Annotated in this window: 23 protein-coding genes; 15 read left to right on the top strand and 8 right to left on the bottom strand. The window is 65.3% G+C overall.

Going from position 1 to position 17,195, the window contains the following annotated elements; genetic code table 11:
* Positions 1-7 precede the first annotated feature (7 nt).
* The gene (locus N2604_RS09830) at positions 8-460 is read left to right on the top strand and encodes a YidB family protein (protein WP_260374521.1); all 453 of its coding nucleotides are present in this window, start codon (positions 8-10) and stop codon (positions 458-460) included.
* 44 nt (positions 461-504) lie between these two features.
* The gene (locus tag N2604_RS09825; protein ID WP_197948269.1) at positions 505-768 is read left to right on the top strand and encodes a GlsB/YeaQ/YmgE family stress response membrane protein; all 264 of its coding nucleotides are present in this window, start codon (positions 505-507) and stop codon (positions 766-768) included.
* 98 nt (positions 769-866) lie between these two features.
* On the opposite strand, the gene N2604_RS09820 is transcribed toward N2604_RS09825, so the two are convergent.
* The 5 genes from N2604_RS09820 to N2604_RS09800 form a co-directional block, all read right to left on the bottom strand.
* Positions 867-1,358, bottom strand: coding sequence for a hypothetical protein (locus N2604_RS09820; RefSeq protein ID WP_311739927.1), 492 nt, complete (start codon positions 1,356-1,358; stop codon positions 867-869).
* Positions 1,359-1,594: 236 nt separating this feature from the next.
* A complete protein-coding gene (locus N2604_RS09815; protein WP_260374519.1) occupies positions 1,595-2,011 on the bottom strand; it encodes a phage holin family protein in 417 nt (138 codons plus the stop codon).
* Complete coding sequence (locus tag N2604_RS09810; protein ID WP_260374518.1) at positions 2,008-2,688, bottom strand: hypothetical protein; 681 nt, start codon at positions 2,686-2,688, stop codon at positions 2,008-2,010. Before N2604_RS09810 ends, N2604_RS09815 begins: the two co-directional genes overlap by 4 nt.
* 12 nt (positions 2,689-2,700) lie before the next feature.
* The gene (locus N2604_RS09805; protein WP_260374517.1) at positions 2,701-3,684 is read right to left on the bottom strand and encodes a DUF3618 domain-containing protein; all 984 of its coding nucleotides are present in this window, start codon (positions 3,682-3,684) and stop codon (positions 2,701-2,703) included.
* 251 nt (positions 3,685-3,935) lie between these two features.
* On the bottom strand, positions 3,936-5,141 hold the full coding sequence (locus N2604_RS09800; RefSeq protein WP_260374516.1) for an LLM class flavin-dependent oxidoreductase: 1,206 nt from the start codon (positions 5,139-5,141) through the stop codon (positions 3,936-3,938).
* A gap of 267 nt (positions 5,142-5,408) precedes the next feature.
* Here N2604_RS09800 and napE point away from each other — a divergent pair, with 267 nt between their 5' ends.
* From napE to N2604_RS09750, 10 genes are all read left to right on the top strand, one after another.
* Positions 5,409-5,594 carry a periplasmic nitrate reductase, NapE protein gene (gene napE / locus N2604_RS09795; protein ID WP_007596178.1) on the top strand — a complete coding sequence of 62 codons (186 nt, stop codon included), beginning with the start codon at positions 5,409-5,411 and terminating at the stop codon, positions 5,592-5,594.
* Positions 5,595-5,620: 26 nt separating this feature from the next.
* A complete protein-coding gene (locus N2604_RS09790) occupies positions 5,621-5,950 on the top strand; it encodes a chaperone NapD (RefSeq protein WP_260374515.1) in 330 nt (109 codons plus the stop codon).
* 16 nt (positions 5,951-5,966) lie between these two features.
* Positions 5,967-8,480, top strand: a complete 2,514-nt coding sequence (napA, locus tag N2604_RS09785; RefSeq protein WP_260374514.1) for a nitrate reductase catalytic subunit NapA — start codon at positions 5,967-5,969, stop codon at positions 8,478-8,480.
* Entirely contained in the window at positions 8,477-8,947 is a 471-nt protein-coding gene (locus tag N2604_RS09780) for a nitrate reductase cytochrome c-type subunit (protein ID WP_035998936.1), read from the top strand. The genes napA and N2604_RS09780 overlap by 4 nt, the downstream gene beginning before the upstream one ends.
* The gene (locus N2604_RS09775; protein ID WP_260374513.1) at positions 8,944-9,597 is read left to right on the top strand and encodes a cytochrome c3 family protein; all 654 of its coding nucleotides are present in this window, start codon (positions 8,944-8,946) and stop codon (positions 9,595-9,597) included. The genes N2604_RS09780 and N2604_RS09775 overlap by 4 nt, the downstream gene beginning before the upstream one ends.
* A gap of 89 nt (positions 9,598-9,686) precedes the next feature.
* Positions 9,687-10,802 carry an ATP-dependent RecD-like DNA helicase gene (locus N2604_RS09770; RefSeq protein ID WP_260374512.1) on the top strand — a complete coding sequence of 372 codons (1,116 nt, stop codon included), beginning with the start codon at positions 9,687-9,689 and terminating at the stop codon, positions 10,800-10,802.
* A gap of 353 nt (positions 10,803-11,155) precedes the next feature.
* A complete protein-coding gene (msrA, locus tag N2604_RS09765) occupies positions 11,156-11,860 on the top strand; it encodes a peptide-methionine (S)-S-oxide reductase MsrA (protein WP_260374511.1) in 705 nt (234 codons plus the stop codon).
* 30 nt (positions 11,861-11,890) lie between these two features.
* On the top strand, positions 11,891-12,310 hold the full coding sequence (msrB, locus tag N2604_RS09760; RefSeq protein WP_197948254.1) for a peptide-methionine (R)-S-oxide reductase MsrB: 420 nt from the start codon (positions 11,891-11,893) through the stop codon (positions 12,308-12,310).
* 107 nt (positions 12,311-12,417) lie between these two features.
* On the top strand, positions 12,418-12,582 hold the full coding sequence (locus N2604_RS09755; protein WP_100233652.1) for a DUF3309 family protein: 165 nt from the start codon (positions 12,418-12,420) through the stop codon (positions 12,580-12,582).
* Positions 12,583-12,794: 212 nt separating this feature from the next.
* Positions 12,795-13,088 (top strand): hypothetical protein, encoded by a 294-nt coding sequence (locus tag N2604_RS09750; protein WP_024337713.1) that lies wholly within the window; start codon positions 12,795-12,797, stop codon positions 13,086-13,088.
* Between the two features lie 242 nt (positions 13,089-13,330).
* Here N2604_RS09750 and N2604_RS09745 read toward each other — a convergent pair whose 3' ends face one another.
* Both N2604_RS09745 and N2604_RS09740 read right to left on the bottom strand, forming a co-directional pair.
* The gene (locus N2604_RS09745; RefSeq protein ID WP_260374510.1) at positions 13,331-13,873 is read right to left on the bottom strand and encodes a DUF4112 domain-containing protein; all 543 of its coding nucleotides are present in this window, start codon (positions 13,871-13,873) and stop codon (positions 13,331-13,333) included.
* Between the two features lie 58 nt (positions 13,874-13,931).
* A complete protein-coding gene (locus N2604_RS09740) occupies positions 13,932-14,357 on the bottom strand; it encodes a DUF5413 family protein (RefSeq protein WP_260374509.1) in 426 nt (141 codons plus the stop codon).
* Between the two features lie 142 nt (positions 14,358-14,499).
* On the opposite strand from N2604_RS09740, the gene N2604_RS09735 reads away from it, so the two are divergent.
* From N2604_RS09735 to N2604_RS09725, 3 genes are all read left to right on the top strand, one after another.
* Entirely contained in the window at positions 14,500-14,742 is a 243-nt protein-coding gene (locus tag N2604_RS09735; RefSeq protein ID WP_260374508.1) for a cysteine rich repeat-containing protein, read from the top strand.
* Between the two features lie 34 nt (positions 14,743-14,776).
* The gene (locus tag N2604_RS09730; RefSeq protein WP_260374507.1) at positions 14,777-14,992 is read left to right on the top strand and encodes a hypothetical protein; all 216 of its coding nucleotides are present in this window, start codon (positions 14,777-14,779) and stop codon (positions 14,990-14,992) included.
* 263 nt (positions 14,993-15,255) lie between these two features.
* A complete protein-coding gene (locus N2604_RS09725; protein ID WP_260374506.1) occupies positions 15,256-15,528 on the top strand; it encodes a hypothetical protein in 273 nt (90 codons plus the stop codon).
* A 64-nt stretch (positions 15,529-15,592) separates the two neighbouring features.
* On the opposite strand, the gene N2604_RS09720 is transcribed toward N2604_RS09725, so the two are convergent.
* A complete protein-coding gene (locus N2604_RS09720) occupies positions 15,593-17,176 on the bottom strand; it encodes a hypothetical protein (RefSeq protein WP_260374505.1) in 1,584 nt (527 codons plus the stop codon).
* Positions 17,177-17,195 lie beyond the last annotated feature (19 nt).

Here is a 17,195-nt window from a genome sequence, read left to right as displayed (position 1 = left end):
TTTCACGATGAGCCGCGGAATGCCGTCGATGACCGCACTTCTCGGACTGCTCGCAATCGCCGGGTATCAGAATCGGGACAAGCTGGCGGAGCTGCTCAGAGGTCCGGGGGCCGGATCCCTCGAACCGGCAAGCGCCCAGCAACCGCTCGGGGGCCTGCTCGGGAATCTGACGGGCATGCTGAGCGGGGCAGGTGTCGGAGGACTATTGCAGGGAGGAATTGGCGAGCTCCTGGAGAGATTCAACGAAAACGGCCACGGCGATGCGGCCCGGTCGTGGGTCAGCTCGGGGCCGAACAAGGATATCTCGCCCCCGCAACTGCGGGAAGCGATCGGGCCCGACGTGCTCGACAAACTCGAGAAGGAGACCGGGCTTTCCCAGCAGGAAATTCTCGCGAGGTTGTCGCGCGAGCTGCCGCAGGCCGTCGACAAGTACACGCCTGAGGGACGTTTACCGAGCTGATGGCCTCGTAATTGTCGCCATTGATTGATCAGGAGGAACGGAGAATGAGCATTATTTGGACGATCATTATCGGCTTTATCGCGGGTGTCATCGCGAAATTCATCATGCCGGGTGACAACGAACCCTCCGGGTTCATCCTCACGACCATCCTTGGCATCGTCGGCGCCTTCGTTGCCACCTACCTTGGCCAAGCCCTAGGCTGGTACCGTCCTGGAGAGGGTGCCGGGCTGATCGGAGCGGTCGTCGGGGCCATCATCGTCCTCTTTGTGTATGGTCTCTTCGCCGGACGACAACGGCGCGCGATCTGAAGAGCAGAAGGCCGGCCCAGTCCGTAGCGACCTGCGTGCGAGCCGCCGATGACACGAAGAGGCGCGCCATTGATGGCGGCCCTTCCGCTTTCTTCGGCTCAAGGAGACTTCACCTCGGCACGGGCAGCTGCCGCAGCGTCCATTCCGGCTTGCTTGACCCTATCAACAACTTCGGCGCTGGTGTCGCTGATTTCCGAGACGACCGTATCGGAGGCTTCGCGCAGAGCCTGCGAGACCGCACCGGCGCGCCGATTCAGGTCGGCCTTCACATCGTCGCTGACGTCGCCGATATATCTGTTTTCGAGCTCGGACGCGCGGAACGCGCCTGCAACGGCTGCACCGATCGCGACGCCCACGACACCGAGCACGAGGGGTTGCCGTTCAAGCATATCGGTGAGTGACGATTTCGCGCTGTCGATCGCTTCTTTATCCGGAAAAGAATCGCCGAGCTTGCCGAATTGCTCCTGCGCGAAGGCGACGCCCTCGTCGAAGCGATCGCGGATGCTGTCGGCAGTTCCCGAGACGGCATCGGAAGCGGCAGCTTTTGCGCCTCGAAACGTTTCTCCGAAGCCGTGCGAGTCGTCGTCCATTTCAGGTGCGGTCGGAGGCGCTACGGTCTGCTTGACGGCAGATGCCGCCGACCTCGCACCGCGCGACCCGATCTCGGCGACGGGTGCGACTGCCTCCGCAGCCGAACGCGCCGCAGTCTTCAGCTTCTGATCGCCGGTAAGCAACCAGAGCGCGCCGCCTCCGATCAGCGCTGCGGCAAGCGGGTTTTCCCGGGCGGCGGTCACCAAACTGTCCATAAAGCCGGGTTTTGTGCTGCTCATCGCACCATTCCCTTCACGGTGTCCTTGTCCTTTTCGAGTTGGCCGATCGTTTCTCGGGGGGCCAGATGACGCGCATCAAGCCGGTTGATGCCGATTGCGACCAGCACGGCGGCAATGGCCGCCGCGATGATTGCCGACGTCAGATAAGAGACGGGCTGCGACCATCCCGCCGAGATCAATGCGGCGGACAGGGCAAAAAGCGCCATCACGATCGCCGGGATCACCAGAACGGCGCCACCCACGATCAAGCCCAGCGCGCTGCCAATCTTCTGAAGCTTCTCGCCAACCTCCGCTTTCGCCAGGTCTATCTCGTTCTGGAAGAGCTTGGCGAACTGCGACATGGCATCGCCGAGCAGCGTCGAGATCGCCCTGAACTCGCTTTGGCTGGTTTTGATATCGCGCTCGATGCTCATGGTACGAAGCTGCCCTGTGTGGGAGAGGTTTGTTGCCGATTAGGACCACGCTGCACGGAGTCCTCAGGCCAGGTTTGTTGTCCCGCCGAAAACGACGTCCCGCTTGAGTTCCGACTGCTTTCCGACGACGATCTGTCCATCGTGTCGTGCTGCCCACGGGATGACGGCTGTCCGCCTGACGCTTTCAAAAAGCGCACGGCCGCGAAGCCTGCCAGCACCGATATTCCGAGAAAGGCCGCAGGCTGACGTCGGGCGAAATCGGTTGCGCCTTCGACGAGATCTCTGAAGCTTCCATCCCGGATCTTCCGCGCCGCGTCCTCGACATAGTCGGCAGCGGAGCCGATGCCGCGTGCGGCGAACGGGACGTCGCTCTCGAAAGCCCGGCCGGCTTCGCGGATGTTGCCTGCGAGGCGCTCGACGAAATCTGCGCCCGAACGTTGCTGCTCGCGCGCCTTGCTCTGGATCTGGTCCACGGTACCTTCCGCCACCCCCTTTGCTGCATCCGCGGCCTCACCGAACTTGTCGCGCGCGACGTCGGCCGACGCCCGCAAAGCGTCGCCAGCGCGCTGTTTCACCTCCGCTCCGGCATCACTCATCTGCTCCTTGATGTCATTTGCGGTGCCCTTGTCCTGGTTCTTTGCGAACTGCTTCACGTTGTGCGGGTCCAAATCGCTCATGATGGTTTTCCTTCAAGTGTTGGGTTGAGAGGGGCTAAAGGCAGCTTTGACGACGTCGTCGGCAGCCTCTTTCAATGTGTCGGCCATGTTCTGGGTCACACGGCTGGCATGGCCGCCGAGATCTGCCTCGACGACCTTTTGCGTCGCAGCATCGGCCGCAGATGTGGTCGCGTCTCTCGCTGCCTCGAATCCGGATTGCATCGCAGCGGCCGCAGCCTGCTTCACTCCGTCGCTTGCTCCGCCCATCACCTTGGCTTCAGCCTTGGTCTCGGGAAGAGCCGCAGCAATGATGGCCCCGATCGCGATGCCCAAGCCTCCGATCAGCGCGGCATTGTCGCCGATGGTCTGTCGGGCCTGGTCGGGCGCGCTCGCAGCGGCATCCTTGACCGCATCCTTGACCGCATCCTTGGCCGCGTCCATGCCGCTCCTGAGCTTTTCACTCGCGAAGCTGGCAGCCTGCGCCGCGCTCGCCCGCAGATCAGCGGCGAGAGCAGCGGCCTTGTCCTGGGCGTCATCAGCCATGCCGGCGGCCCGGCTTTGGGCGGAGGATAGCGTCTCCTTGGCGTCGCCTTGCATGGACCGCGCGCCCTCCGTCACCTCGTCAAGCATGCGCCCCGCCTTGTCCATGACCGGACCGGCGGCGTCTGCAGCGCGATCGCGCACCGTCTTCGACGTCAGGGCCAGCCCGGCCCCGATCATGAGAAGCGGCAGCGGCATACCCCGTGCCAACCGCAGCAACGGAACGCCCAGTGCGGCGCCCGCGGCGACTGCGCGCATCGGGTTCTCCATGATCTGTTGCTTGAGCCCTTCGACCCAACTCTGGGTCTTGTGGCTGACGTATTCGGTGACTTCGGATTTGATGTGCTCAGGCGAGACCTTGTGGCGAATGTCCTCGGCGGTGTCCGATATCTGCTCCTTCAACCGTCCGACCGTCGCCGCCAGCTCCGCGCGGCTACGCTCGGACTCGCGTCTCAGCTCCTCCACGGATCGTGTCATCGCGTTACCCTCTTGCTTTGTTTCTTGGATTTGAGGTCGAACTCACGCTGAATTGAATCGTTCCTCGCGCGGCTCGAGCGCTGGGCGACGACGTGCGTGAGGCAGCGCAACGGAGAGCGGCCTCAGCCGCCTAGCCGTTGCTGGATGCAGAAGGCTTCGAAAGGTCTGCTTCGGGTCAAAACGCCGCACTGACGCGCGGCTCACCGCAGCGGCTTCAGCGCCAGGAAGCAGGACCTGTCGTTGCTTACACGCTACCCCGCCGCCGCCTTCGCGGGGGCCACGTTGATCGCCAGCTTGCCGTAGCGGTCCGTAAAGGCCTCGGTGTCGATCTCTTCCAGCTCGATCTCGCCGCTCATCACGCCGCGTTTCCATTCGGCCTGGACCGGATCGTTCTGGAACTCCGGCATCACCTCGCGGCCGAACAGCTCGAGCGATTCGCAGATGTGCTCGTGGCTGTTTTTGCCGGCCTGGTTGAGCAGGATGACCTGGTCGATGTGCGAGGACTGGAAGCGCTTCAGCTTCTTCCGGATCGTCTCCGGCGAGCCGATCAGGCCGCCGCGCAGCGCCGCCTCCTGGGCTTGCGGATTGTCCCGCTTCCACTTGTTGTACTCGTCCCACATGTTGACGGTGCAGGGCGCGGGGCGCTGGCGGTTCTGGGCGGCGCCGTAGAAGCGCAGCGCGAACTGGAAGAAGGTGGCGCCGCCGGCGCGGGCGCGCGCCTCTTCATCCGTCTTGGCGCACATGAAGAACGAGACCAGCGCCATGTTGGGATTGATCTCGTAGTCGGCGAGCTTGTGCAGGCGCTTGGTGATGGCGTTGTAATAGGCGTGCACCCAGGCGTGTGCGGCATCCGCGCTGACGAACTGGAAACCGAGCGCGCCGAAACCGTGGCGGCCGGCGCGCTCGATGGTCGGCAGCTGCGAGCAGGCCATCCACAGCGGCGGGTGCGGCTTCTGCACCGGCTTCGGCACGACGTTGCGCAAGGGGATGTCGAAATATCTGCCGTGATGCTCGCTGCCGGCATCCCGAAACATCGGGAAGATTGCCGCGACCGCCTCCTCGAACACCTCCTTCTTGGTCTCCATGTCGCGGCCGAACGGCTCGAGCTCGGTGATCGAGGCGCTCTCGCCCATGCCGAACTCGCAGCGGCCGTTCGAAAGCAGATCCAGCACCGCGACACGCTCGGCGACGCGCGCCGGATGATTGGTGGTGAGCTGGAGGATGCCGTGGCCGAGCCGGATGTTCTTCGTGCGCTGGCTTGCGGCAGCCAGGAACGATTCCGGCGAGGGCGAGTGCGAATATTCCTCGAGGAAGTGATGCTCGACCACCCAGGCATGGTCGTAGCCGAGCTTGTCGGCGAGCTCCATCTGCGAGAGCGCATTGTGGTAGAGGGCGAGCTCGTCGCCCGCCGCCCAGGGCCGCGGCAGCTGCAGCTCGTAGAAGATGCCGAACTTCATAGGCGTCGCTCTCCCGCTTGTTCTTGTTGAACTCATCTTAAAGGGCGAGGCGAAGCTGTCTACGCAGCGGCAATTCCGCCGCGCGGGAGAATGATTTCGCCGCCCGGCGTGCGAAGCGGGGCTGGTCGCCCCCGGCGCTGCGACATCTGCGCAAGCGGGCAGGTTGATCCAGATCAACGTCCTGGCGGGCGGAATGCATCAGAAGTGCAGTAAGGCAACGGCCCGGATGCCGTCCCGGTTCCCCATCACATTCCGAAGAGACCGAATATGTCGGCCCCTGACGACGCGACGTCGCGCGTGCGCCGTAAGCGCATGGAGATTTTCGCGTTCCTGTTCCTGACCGCAATCGTGATGCCCGTCCTCGCGGTCGGGACGGTCGGCTCCTATGGGCTCGGCGTCTGGATCTACCAGATGTTCGCCGGCCCTCCAGGCCCGCCACCCTCCCCGCATTGATCCGCTCAAAGCGAAAGACAGGCATCATGGCCCAAGCCACATTCAGCCTTGCCAAGCTCAACCGCCGCGCCCTGATCACCGGCCGCGTGCTCACCGCCCAGCGCATCGTGCCGCCGCCCGGCGCCGAGATCGCCAGCATCATCGTGCAGGCGCGGCCCGAGCGCCTTGCCGAACTGGAAGCGGAGATCGCAGGCCTTCCCGGCTGCGAGATCCATGCCCGCGACGCGCGCGGAAAGCTCGTCGTCGTCGCCGAAGCGCCGGATGCCGGCAGCCTCGGCACCATGCTCAACACCATCCAGTCGCTGCAACACGTCTATTCCGCGGCGCTGGTGTTCCACGCCATCGAAACGACTTAAGGGCCGGAGAGCCATCATGACATCGCCGAAGCTCGACCGCCGCCAGATGCTCAAGCTCGAGGCCGCCGCGATCGCCGCTGCCGCCGCCGGCCTTCCCGCACCGGCGCTCGCCGCCAACCTCGCCGCCGAGCGCGAAGTGAGCGAACTGAAATGGGACAAGGCCGCCTGCCGCTTCTGCGGCACCGGCTGCTCGGTGATGGTGGCAACCAAGGACAACCGCGTCGTCGCCACCCACGGCGACATCAAGGCCGAGGTCAATCGCGGCCTCAACTGCGTCAAGGGCTACTTCCTCTCCAAGATCATGTACGGCCACGACCGCCTGACGCAGCCGATGCTGCGCAAGACGGGCGGCAAGTACGACAAGAACGGCGACTTCACGCCCGTGTCCTGGACCGAAGCCTTCGACATCATGGAGCTGAAGTGGAAGGAGGCGACTAGGAAGCGCGGCCCCAACGGCGTCGCCATGTTCGGCTCCGGCCAGTGGACGATCTGGGAAGGCTATGCCGCCGCGAAGCTGTTCAAGGCCGGCTTCCGCACCAACAACATCGACCCCAACGCGCGGCACTGCATGGCCTCGGCCGTCGCCGGCATGATGCGCACCTTCGGCATCGACGAGCCGGCCGGCTGCTACGACGACATCGAGGCCACCGACGCCTTCGTGCTGTGGGGCTCCAACATGGCGGAGATGCACCCCATCCTGTGGACGCGCATCGCCGACCGCCGGCTGTCCGCGCCGCATGTCCGCGTCGCCGTGCTCTCCACCTTCGAGCACCGCTCGTTCGACCTCGCCGACATCGGCATGGTGTTCAAGCCGCAGACCGACCTCTACATCCTCAACGCCATCGCCAACCACATCATCAAGACCGGCCGCGTCAACAAGGACTTCGTTGCCGCGCATACCGTGTTCAAGCGCGGCCAGACCGACATCGGCTACGGATTGCGGCCGGATCATCCGCTGCAGAAGAAGGCGACGGGCGCCGCCAAGGCCAACGACTCCACCGACATGAGCTATGACGAGTTCGTCAAGTTCGTGTCCGAGTACACGCTGGAGAAAGCTGCCGAAATGTCCGGCGTGCCGCTCAACCGTCTCGAGGCGCTCGCCGAGCTCTACGCCGATCCCAAGACGAAAGTGGTCTCGTTCTGGACCATGGGCTTCAACCAGCACACCCGCGGCGTCTGGTGCAACAACCTCGTCTACAACATCCATCTCTTGACCGGAAAGATCTCCGCGCCCGGCAACAGCCCGTTCTCGCTCACCGGCCAGCCCTCGGCCTGCGGCACCGCGCGCGAGGTCGGCACCTTCTCGCACCGCCTGCCCGCCGACATGGTGGTGACCAACAAGGCCCATCGCGACCACACCGAGCAGATCTGGCAGTTGCCCGAAGGCACCATTCCGGACAAGCCCGGCGCCCACGCCGTGCTGCAGAGCCGGATGCTGAAGGACGGCCTGATCAACGCCTATTGGGTGCAGGTCAACAACAACCTCCAGGCCGGTCCCAACGCCAACGAGGAGACCTATCCGGGCTTCCGCAACCCCGACAATTTCATCGTGGTCTCGGATGCCTATCCGACCGTGACGGCGCTCGCCGCCGATCTGATCCTGCCCACCGCGATGTGGGTGGAAAAGGAAGGCGCCTACGGCAATGCCGAGCGGCGTACGCAGTTCTGGCACCAGTTGGTCACGGCACCAGGCGAGGCCAAATCCGATCTCTGGCAGCTCATGGAATTTTCAAAACGCTTCAAGATCGAGGAAGTCTGGCCCGCCGAGCTGATCGCCAAGAAGCCGGAATATCGCGGCAAGACCCTGTTCGACGTGCTCTACAAGAACGGCCAGGTCGACAAGTATCCAACGTCGGAGATCGAAGCCGGCTACGCCAACGAGGAAGCAAAGGCGTTCGGCTTCTACGTGCAGAAGGGGCTGTTCGAGGAGTACGCCCAGTTCGGCCGCGGCCATGGCCACGACCTCGCGCCGTTCGACACCTACCACAGAGAGCGCGGCCTGCGCTGGCCCGTCGTCAACGGCCAGGAGACCAAGTGGCGCTTCCGCGAAGGCAGCGACCCCTACGTCAAGCAGGGCACCAACGTGCAGTTCTACGGCCATGCCGACGGCAAGGCCCGCATCTTCGCGCTGCCTTACGAGCCGCCGGCGGAATCGCCCGACAACGAATATCCCTACTGGCTCTCGACCGGCCGCGTGCTGGAGCACTGGCATTCCGGCACCATGACGCGCCGCGTGCCCGAGCTGTTCAAGGCCTTTCCCGAAGCGGTCTGCTTCATGCATCCGGACGATGCGCAGGACATCAAGCTGCGACGCGGCGACGAGGTGAAGGTGGTCTCCCGCCGCGGCTTCATCCGCGCCCGCGTCGAAACGCGTGGCCGCGACCGCCCGCCGCGCGGCCTCGTCTTCGTGCCGTGGTTCGACGAATCCAAGCTGATCAACAAGGTGACGCTCGACGCCACCGATCCGATCTCGCTGCAGACCGATTTCAAGAAATGCGCCGTGCGCATCGAGCGGGTGAACATGTCATGATGAAACGATCCGCAATCATCCTGCTCGCCTTCGCGATCGCAGCGGGCACGAGCTCGCTGACGGCGCAGACCGTGACCTCCGGCCTGCGCGGCCCGACCCCGCTCAACGACGAAGGCCCGGCGCCGCCGATGCTGCCGAACCGCAACACCTCCGAGAAGGAGGTGCGCAATTATCCGGAGCAGCCGCCCGTCATCCCGCACAATATCGACGGCTATCAGGTCGACCTCAACGGCAACAAATGCCTGTCCTGCCACGCGCGGGCGCGCACCGCCGAGTCACAGGCGCCGATGGTCTCGATCACGCACTTCATGGATCGCGACGGCCAGTTCCTGGCCTCGGTCTCGCCGCGCCGCTTCTTCTGCACCGAATGCCACGTGCCGCAGAACACCGCCAATCCGCCGGTCAGCAACGATTTCACCGACATCGACACGCTGCTGTCGCGCGCAAGCCCTGGTGGCCGCAGATGACGACGACCGCCGATGACCCCAACGCGGAGCTGAATGCCAAGCGCGGCGTCATCGCGCGCAGCTGGGCGTTTCTGCGCGAGCTCTGGCAGGTGCTGACCCGGCCGAGCTCGGTGTTCGCGCTCGGCACCCTGGTGCTGGCCGGTTTCATCGCCGGCGTGATCTTCTGGGGCGGCTTCAACACCGCGCTGGAAATCACCAACACCGAAAAATTCTGCACCGGCTGCCACGAGATGAAGGACAACGTCTACGCCGAGCTGAAGTCGACCATCCATTTCTCCAACCGCTCCGGCGTGCGCGCGACCTGCCCGGACTGCCACGTGCCGCACAACTGGACCGACAAGATCGCGCGCAAGATGCAGGCTTCCAAGGAAGTCTGGGGCAAGATCTTCGGCACGATCGACACGCGCGAGAAATTCCAAGATCACCGGCTCGAGCTCGCCGCGCACGAATGGGCGCGCTTCAAGGCCAATGATTCCCTGGAATGCCGCAACTGCCACAGCGCCGATTCCATGGACATCACCAAGCAGTCGCCGCGGGCCTCGGTGGCGCACCAGCGCTTCCTGTTCACCAAGGAAAAGACCTGCATCGACTGCCACAAGGGCATCGCCCACCAGCTGCCCGACATGCGCGGCGTTCCCGGCTGGCAGTAGGGTCGCCATGCCCCGCTTGAACGCGCGGGGCGAATGGTTAGTTTTGGGGATACGCGAATCGCCTCATTCGCCGCTCCCTCAAGACAGACATGGCCACTTTCACCCCGCATCAGGATGCTGCGCTCAAGGCCGTCGGCGACTGGCTCAAGTCCAAGCCGGGACGGGGCGGCACGCCGCCGGTGTTCCGCCTGTTCGGCTTTGCCGGCACCGGCAAGACCACGCTGGCGCGGCACATCGCCGAGGGCGTCGACGGCGAGGTGAAGTTCGCCGCCTTCACCGGCAAGGCGGCCCTCGTCATGCGCAACAAGGGCTGCGACGGCGCCTCCACCATCCATTCGCTGATCTACCGCGCCCGCGAATCCGGCGAGGAGCAGCCGAGCTTCGAATTGTGGGACGATGCGCCGGCCTCGAAGGCGAAGCTGATCGTGATCGACGAATGCTCGATGGTCGATGCCGAATTGGGCCGTGACCTGATGTCGTTCGACTGCCCGCTCCTCGTGCTCGGCGATCCCGCGCAGCTGCCGCCGATCCAGGGCGGCGGCTTCTTCACCAATTCAGAGCCCGACGCGATGCTGACCGAGGTACATCGTCAGGCCCAGGACGATCCGATCGTGCGGATGTCGATGGACGTGCGCGAAGGCCGCGAGCTCGACATCGGCCGCTACGGCGAGAGCGAGGTTCTCTCGCGCAAGGAGCTCGACCCCGATCGCGTCATGGGTGCCGACCAGATCCTGGTCGGCCGCAACAACACCCGGCGCGCCTACAACATGCGGGTGCGCCAGCGCCAGAACATCGAGGACCCGTTTCCGGTCGCCGGCGACAAGCTGGTGTGCCTGCGCAACAACCGCAAGAAGGGCCTGTTCAACGGCGGCCTGTGGCGCGTCAAGTCGCGCAACACCTCGCGCTCGAAATCGCGCATCCTGTCTATGCGGCTGTCGCCGGACGAGGACTTCGGCCACAAGGTGACCAAGGTCTCGGTGCGCGCCGACTGCTTCGAGGGCGGCGTCGAGCAGATCGCCTGGGAGCAACGCAAGCCCTATGACGAGTTCGACTACGGCTATGTGCTGACCGTGCACAAGTCGCAGGGCTCGCAATGGGACGACGTCGTGCTGTTCGACGAGAGCTTTGCGTTCCAGGATTCGCGGGCGCGGTGGCTGTATACGGGGATCACGCGGGCGGCGAAGCGGTTGAGTGTGGTGGTATAGAGCTCCGTTGCCGCAGGTGGGCTGGCCAAGGGCGTGACCCTTTGATTTCTGGGCGACGGAAGTGGTGGGTTACGCTTCGCTAACCCACGGAATCCGAGCCGCCTCACTTCCCCCGACGAAGTAAAAATCCTCCCCTGGTTCATCTCGCGCGGAGTTCCTCATCCCGCCAAGCCGGCCGGTCGCCGCGTCGACCCTGCGCATCCTCACGGTCTCGTGTCCGCCCCGGCGTAACAATCGGCGGCTCGGCCCGTATCTCGGATGATGCGAAAACGCGGCCGGGCCGGCTGTTCGCCCGGTCCCGTCCGCCCTAGACTGTCAGCCTCGCGAAAGAGGATTGCCGAAAGAGGATTGCCATGCGCCGAACCGCCCTCGCCGCCCTGCTCGCCGCAACCACCGCCCTGACGCTGGCTTTCATGATGCCGTCCCGGGCCGCGGAGGAGGCGGTCGTGATCCCAGCTCCCGCATTGGACGCGGCGCCCGCAAGCGGCATCCAGACCGCCGTGCTCGCGGGCGGCTGCTTCTGGGGCGTGCAAGGCGTCTTCCAGCACACGGCCGGCGTGGTCAACGCGGTCTCCGGCTATGCCGGCGGCACCAAGGCGACCGCCGACTACCAGGCCGTGTCGAGCGGCCGCACCGGCCATGCCGAGTCGGTCGAGATCAAGTACGACCCGAAGAAGATCTCCTACGGCAAGATCCTCCAGATCTACTTCTCGGTGGTGCACGACCCGACCCAGCTCAACCGCCAGGGCCCCGACGTCGGCCCGCAATATCGCTCGGCCATCTTCACCACCTCGGACGAGCAGAAGAAGGTTGCGGAGGCCTATATCGCCCAGCTCAACGGCGCGAAGGTGTTCAACAAGCCGATCGTGACCAAGATCGGCGCGCTGGAGGCGTTCTATCCGGCGGAGGCCTATCACCAGGACTATCTGACGCTGCACCCGAACCAGCCTTACATCGCCTATAACGATATCCCGAAGGTCGAGAACCTGAAAAAGCTGTTCGCGGATAACTACATCGAGAAGCCGACGCTGGTGAATGCCGGCAAGGCCACCAACTGATCGAAAGATCACCAAAGCAACGGGAGACTCATGCCCGACACCAAGACGAAAGCGACCGACGACAAGGTCATCAAGAGCGACGAGCAGTGGCGGCGCGAGCTGACGCCGATGCAATACGCCGTGCTGCGCGAGAAGGCGACCGAGCGTCCCTTCTCGGGGGAATACGAGCACGACCACCGTGCCGGCACCTATGTCTGTGCCGGCTGCGGCAATGTGCTGTTCGAGTCGGATGCCAAGTTCGATTCCGGCTGCGGCTGGCCGAGCTTCACCCAGCCCGCGGTCGAGAGCCACATCGACGAGGAGCGGGACACCAGCCACGGCATGATCCGCACCGAAGTGCTCTGCTCCAAATGCAGCGGCCATCTCGGCCACGTCTTCCCCGACGGGCCCGGGCCGACCGGCCTGCGCTACTGCATCAATTCCGCGGCGCTGAAGCTCGAGCCCAAATAACGCGGCGCGCCGCCGGGTTCCCCCGTGGAACCCAGCGGCGCGATGTGCTTTTCTGCTCTGGCGGTGCGGCCGATCCTCTCATTTCGGCGGCCGCCAGGGAGGATGCCATGACGCTTGGGACCATCCTGATCATCCTGGTGATCATCTATCTCGTCGGCGGCCTGTCCGGCCGGTTCGGCGGCTACGGCTATGGCCTTGGTCATTCCGGCATGGGGATCGGCGGGGTCGTGCTGGTCGTCCTGATCGTGCTGCTGCTTCTTGGCAAAGTTTAAACCATATAAAGCGTTGAAATATCACGTATTTCTGCGTCAGCGGAGCTGCCATGCGCAGATTCATCATCTCGCATCGCGGGGGTCGCATTTTTGTCAAATCGGCCTATATTAGAGGGCGACAATGACATGCGGCGGGCCCGCTTGATTGCGGCCCCTGCCCTCCCCAACCCCACGCGCTTAAAGCCCCAGAGAAGATCACGAGGTCTTTGACCATGCGTCCACTGCGTCCGTTCAACTTCAACACCTCCGCCGAACTCTTCCCCGCCGCAATCCGCAAGAAGAAGCGCGCGGGCTTCACCTATCGGCGGTTCGGCACTGCGGCCGAGGCCGTGCAGTTCGCGATGGAGCAGTTGCCGACGGACTCGCTGAACGGCGCCTATCTGCAGGTCGAGGAAGCGCGCTTCGACCAGAACGGGATCCGCTCGCTGTACGAGAGCGATGCCTTCCCGCTGCCCCGCCGGCCCAAGCCGGCCCCGGCCGCGGAGACCGACGCCGACGCGGCGTAAGCTTTCGCAACAAAGTTCGATGTGCGCAGAAGGCGCGATGGCCGAAAGGTCGTCGCGCCTTTTGTGTTTGCGACTCTCGTGCCCCGGACGCAGCGCAGCGCTCCTTCTGCGGTGCGCTGCAGAGCCGGGGCCCACGGATCGACATCCCCCGTGGTTCCTGGGTCCCGGCTCTGCGGCGCCGCGCTTACGCGCCGCACCTCGTCCGGGACACGCGAGAGCAAGACGGAGGAATTAAAGAGACACTACATCCGCGGCTGCTTTTCCAGCCAGCGGCGCAAGAGGCGGACATTGCGCATGTTGGCGCGGAACATGACGTCGAAGGCGTCGCCCGCGAACGGGACCAGGCCGACCACGCCGTCGACCGCGACATTGCCGAGCATGCGCGCCGTGATGTGCCAGGGCGCGCCCAGCGCGCGGGCTTCGCGCACCAGCCACAGCGAGATCGCGGTGGTGATGATGTCGCCGACGACGGGGATCAGTCCGATCAGCCCGTCGATGCCGTAGCGGATGTTGGTGCCGGGCAGGATGAAGGCGACATCAAGCAGCTTGGCGATCGCCTCGAGCCGCGCGATCCGCTGCTCGCGCGTCAGATTGCCGAACGGGCTGCCTTGACCGAACTCGAAGCGAAACTCGCGAAATCCCTGCTCCAGGCTTTCGGGCCTGATCTCGTGGCCTTCCTGATCGATGATCGGCCCGCGCGCCTCGTCGCGCGAAAAGCGCGCACGCGAGCTGCTCCCGGAACGGGATTTGCGCGGAGCGAGGATGTCGTCGTCGGGCATGACCATGGCCTTCAGTGAACGCGCCAGCGCGGCGGAGGTTGCTGCCGCGCTGGAACGCTGCGCGTCAGGTCGGCGCCGGCGCGGCTTGCGGCTCCTCGACATAGCGATGCACGAGCCAGGATGACATCACCGCCGGCACGAAGCCGACGAGGCCGTACAGGATGAACTGCACCGCACCCGAATCCGGCCCGCGCGAGCTGTAGGTGAGCGAGGCCAAGACGAAGGCGACCAGGCCGACCAGGAGCATCCGCACGCCGGGACCGATCCGGCGGATGTGGAGCAGGATGTCGTCGACCGCGCCGATCATCAGCGAGGGGAGGAAGCCGAACAGGTAGCTGTATTGCAGGGTCTTGAAGAACACCGCGAACAGCTTGCCGACCTCGCCGAGGTTGGTCTGGGTCCAATAGCCGGACTGGTAGGTCGTCGTCAGCAGCAGCAGGAACCCGCCGACGAACGGGCCGACCAGCGCAAACACCAGATAGCGTTTCATCAAGCACCTCACCCTTTGCCGGCGTTATAGCAGCGCAGCGGGAACCTTGAACAGCGAGCGCCGGGCTCCTTAAGGGGAACAAGTGGCAAGGCGATGAGTTCATGCTGGACCTGAATTAACCCCTGACAGACTGGAGCCGCCGATGGCCCGCAAATTTCTCCTGGCGACGATCGCGCTGGCGGCCCTGAGCGGCCTGTCGACGTCACCCGCGCTCGCCCAGGGCCATATGGGCACGCCGCAGGAGCAGCAGGCCTGCTCGCGCGACGCGCAGCGCTTCTGCCGCAAGGACCTCGGCAATGACGGCGCGGTGCAGAGCTGCCTGCAAGCCAATCGGGCCAAGCTGTCGAAGCCCTGCAGCAAGGTGTTTCAGAGCCACGGCATGTGAGACGGACCCATCCCCGCGAATGGAGAGTGAAGCCATGTTGCACGACGAAGAGCTCTCGATCCTGCGGGACATCAGCCAGTCCGTTGCCTTCGCCGACGACCGGCAGGGCAAGATGGGGCAATTGATCGCCGAGGGCTACGTGATGAAGGACGGCGATCTGTTCGAGCTGACGCCCAAGGGCGTCACCGCCGTCGAGGAGCACGCCGCCGCCCTCGGCGCAAGCGATGCGGAACAGGCGCGGGCGTCGTAGGATAGGCTGATCCGATCGCACGCGACGTGACTGGCGTGCAACAATTGCGAATTCCTTTGTGCCGGCCATTGCGGGCGCGTGACAATGGCGCATACTTCGCTCGGGCGGCGCAGCACTTTCGATTCGAGCATCAAGAAATCGCGCGACCACATGCGGGACCGAAGCTCCCGGCGTGAAGGCTGTGACATGCGGCAAATCAAGCCGCGTGCGGCGCCCCAAAACCAAGCGGCTCAAGCCCTAGGGAACTCGGGGACCCATTCCACATGACACGCCTTCAGACCATCGCTTCGCTCTTCGCAGTCGCCATCACCGTCGCTCTCCAGACATCACCCAGTCTCGCCTTCTCGCAAGAAGCCCAGCAGATGTGCTCGGGTGACGCCATGCGGCTGTGCTCCAGCGAGATCCCCGACATCCCGCGGATCACCGCCTGCATGGTGCGGAACAAGGCCCACGTCAGCCCCGGCTGCCGCGCCGTGATGGACCGCGAGCACGCCGCCGCCGCGGCAGCGCGCAAGCGGGAAGCGGCGGCGCAGTAGTCGTCCATCCAGTCATTCCGGGGCGGTGCGCAGCACCGAGCCTGGAGAAGCGGCTTGAATTAGCTCAATCGCCCCACTGCGCGAAGGCGTCGTTGAAGGCGCGCTCGCCGGGGGCGCCCTTCTCGATGGCGATGATGGCGCGGCGCTGGTTGGCGTAGACCAGCGGCACGTCGAACCAGGAGCGCTCCTTCAGGAGCTGGACGTTGCGGGCACGGTCGGCGTCGACATTGGACAGGCCGACCAGGAAGAAGCCGTCGGTGACCTTGACCGCGAGGCCTGCGAGCGGCGTGCCGCGGGCCTGCTCGTTCGACTTCATCAGAATGCCCGGCACGTTGGAGACGCTGCCGCCGGGGAAATCCTGCGGCAGGATGAAGGTCAATTCCGCGGTGTGGCTCGCCGGCAGCGAGGAATCGGTGTTGCGGCGGAACGACATCGTCATCTTGAACTTGCGGTCCGGGATCTCGATGTCGGCGCGCACGGCGAGGTCGGCCTTCTGGTTGCCCGAGGCCTTGATCGGCTCGAGCCGCCACACCACCGAGCCGACATATTGCTTGCCCTTCGGATCGGACGGATCCTCGTCGTAGAGCACGACCTTCTGCGCCACCGGCGCGACCGGCTGGTCGCTGGCCGAGGGCTGACCGACGCGATCGGGAATCTTGGGCTTGCTCTGCGGCTGCGCCGGCGTGTCCGCCACTTGCGTCGCGGACGGCTTGAGAAAGCCGTTGACGATCTGGACCAGCTGCTTGCCCCAGAGGATGCCGGCGCCGACCAGGATGAGCACGATGCCGACGGCAATCGCGCTCTTGAACGGAAAGGCGGAGCGGGTGCGGGCGCGCTTCTTGACGTCGCGGTCGGGGGCGATGCGCGGACGCGGCGACGGCGGCTGCTGCGTGTAGCGCTCGGCCTCCTCGATCGACTCGTCGTAGGAATAGGGCGCCTCGGATTCGCCGGTGCGGTTTTCCAGGCTCGGCTCCAGCCGGTCGAATTCCGGCGAGGGCGAGGGCACGTTGGCATAGGTGCGGCGCGCGGCGCGGCTGGCCTGCGCGGCGGCACCGCCGAGATCATTGGCATCAGCCGTGATGTCGCGGAAGCCGCGCACGCCGGGCGAGGACGGCAGCGGCGGCGGGGGTCCGACGTCCGGCGGACGCCGCGCACCCTGGCGATCGCGCCCGGCCGGCGGCTCGGGCGGCGCGGCGGGGGGGCTACTAGATGGGCGCGGGGCGTCGAAACGGGGCGCGCGCGGCGGACGCGGCGCCTCGCCTTGATCGTCGACGTTGAAGGACGGGCGGTCGGCGCGCGGCGGCGGGGCCGGACGCGTGCGCGGCGGCGCCGCAGCCGGGGTGCCCTCGGTGGCACGGGTGCTGGCGCGGCGTAAGGCATCGCCACTGCCGCCGGAGCGGGCGCCGCCACCGGGACGCGAGGCCTCGCGGGCACGCTGGGCGGCCTCAGATTCGACCTTGCGGACGGCCTCCTCCAGCGACAGCCGCTCGCGGGTGATCTCGGATTCGGAGAGCGGCGGCTGCACGCTGCGCAGCTGCGCGATCAAGGCCGTGCGCGCCCGCTCATAGAGCGCACGACGGCTTTCGCCGGGAGCGTTGGGGTCCAGGGCGGCAATAGCGCGGGCGATCAGCGGATAGTAATCAGCCATTTCTACTCAACTATACGCG

The sequence above is a fragment of the Bradyrhizobium sp. CB1015 genome (assembly GCF_025200925.1).
Taxonomy (GTDB): Bacteria; Pseudomonadota; Alphaproteobacteria; order Rhizobiales; family Xanthobacteraceae; genus Bradyrhizobium.
Note: the sequence above shows the minus strand (reverse complement) of the source record. Positions and strands in the feature narration are given on the sequence as shown.

What these genes read in the sequence shown, in the direction of transcription:
- N2604_RS09830 (WP_260374521.1), top strand. Translation starts at nt 8, where the DNA reads ATGAGCCGCGGAATGCCGTCGATGACCGCACTTCTCGGACTGCTCGCA.
- N2604_RS09825 (WP_197948269.1), top strand. Translation starts at nt 505, where the DNA reads ATGAGCATTATTTGGACGATCATTATCGGCTTTATCGCGGGTGTCATC.
- N2604_RS09820 (WP_311739927.1), bottom strand. Translation starts at nt 1,358, where the DNA reads ATGGACGACGACTCGCACGGCTTCGGAGAAACGTTTCGAGGCGCAAAA.
- N2604_RS09815 (WP_260374519.1), bottom strand. Translation starts at nt 2,011, where the DNA reads ATGAGCATCGAGCGCGATATCAAAACCAGCCAAAGCGAGTTCAGGGCG.
- N2604_RS09810 (WP_260374518.1), bottom strand. Translation starts at nt 2,688, where the DNA reads ATGAGCGATTTGGACCCGCACAACGTGAAGCAGTTCGCAAAGAACCAG.
- N2604_RS09805 (WP_260374517.1), bottom strand. Translation starts at nt 3,684, where the DNA reads ATGACACGATCCGTGGAGGAGCTGAGACGCGAGTCCGAGCGTAGCCGC.
- N2604_RS09800 (WP_260374516.1), bottom strand. Translation starts at nt 5,141, where the DNA reads ATGAAGTTCGGCATCTTCTACGAGCTGCAGCTGCCGCGGCCCTGGGCG.
- napE (WP_007596178.1), top strand. Translation starts at nt 5,409, where the DNA reads ATGTCGGCCCCTGACGACGCGACGTCGCGCGTGCGCCGTAAGCGCATG.
- N2604_RS09790 (WP_260374515.1), top strand. Translation starts at nt 5,621, where the DNA reads ATGGCCCAAGCCACATTCAGCCTTGCCAAGCTCAACCGCCGCGCCCTG.
- napA (WP_260374514.1), top strand. Translation starts at nt 5,967, where the DNA reads ATGACATCGCCGAAGCTCGACCGCCGCCAGATGCTCAAGCTCGAGGCC.
- N2604_RS09780 (WP_035998936.1), top strand. Translation starts at nt 8,477, where the DNA reads ATGATGAAACGATCCGCAATCATCCTGCTCGCCTTCGCGATCGCAGCG.
- N2604_RS09775 (WP_260374513.1), top strand. Translation starts at nt 8,944, where the DNA reads ATGACGACGACCGCCGATGACCCCAACGCGGAGCTGAATGCCAAGCGC.
- N2604_RS09770 (WP_260374512.1), top strand. Translation starts at nt 9,687, where the DNA reads ATGGCCACTTTCACCCCGCATCAGGATGCTGCGCTCAAGGCCGTCGGC.
- msrA (WP_260374511.1), top strand. Translation starts at nt 11,156, where the DNA reads ATGCGCCGAACCGCCCTCGCCGCCCTGCTCGCCGCAACCACCGCCCTG.
- msrB (WP_197948254.1), top strand. Translation starts at nt 11,891, where the DNA reads ATGCCCGACACCAAGACGAAAGCGACCGACGACAAGGTCATCAAGAGC.
- N2604_RS09755 (WP_100233652.1), top strand. Translation starts at nt 12,418, where the DNA reads ATGACGCTTGGGACCATCCTGATCATCCTGGTGATCATCTATCTCGTC.
- N2604_RS09750 (WP_024337713.1), top strand. Translation starts at nt 12,795, where the DNA reads ATGCGTCCACTGCGTCCGTTCAACTTCAACACCTCCGCCGAACTCTTC.
- N2604_RS09745 (WP_260374510.1), bottom strand. Translation starts at nt 13,873, where the DNA reads ATGGTCATGCCCGACGACGACATCCTCGCTCCGCGCAAATCCCGTTCC.
- N2604_RS09740 (WP_260374509.1), bottom strand. Translation starts at nt 14,357, where the DNA reads ATGAAACGCTATCTGGTGTTTGCGCTGGTCGGCCCGTTCGTCGGCGGG.
- N2604_RS09735 (WP_260374508.1), top strand. Translation starts at nt 14,500, where the DNA reads ATGGCCCGCAAATTTCTCCTGGCGACGATCGCGCTGGCGGCCCTGAGC.
- N2604_RS09730 (WP_260374507.1), top strand. Translation starts at nt 14,777, where the DNA reads ATGTTGCACGACGAAGAGCTCTCGATCCTGCGGGACATCAGCCAGTCC.
- N2604_RS09725 (WP_260374506.1), top strand. Translation starts at nt 15,256, where the DNA reads ATGACACGCCTTCAGACCATCGCTTCGCTCTTCGCAGTCGCCATCACC.
- N2604_RS09720 (WP_260374505.1), bottom strand. Translation starts at nt 17,176, where the DNA reads ATGGCTGATTACTATCCGCTGATCGCCCGCGCTATTGCCGCCCTGGAC.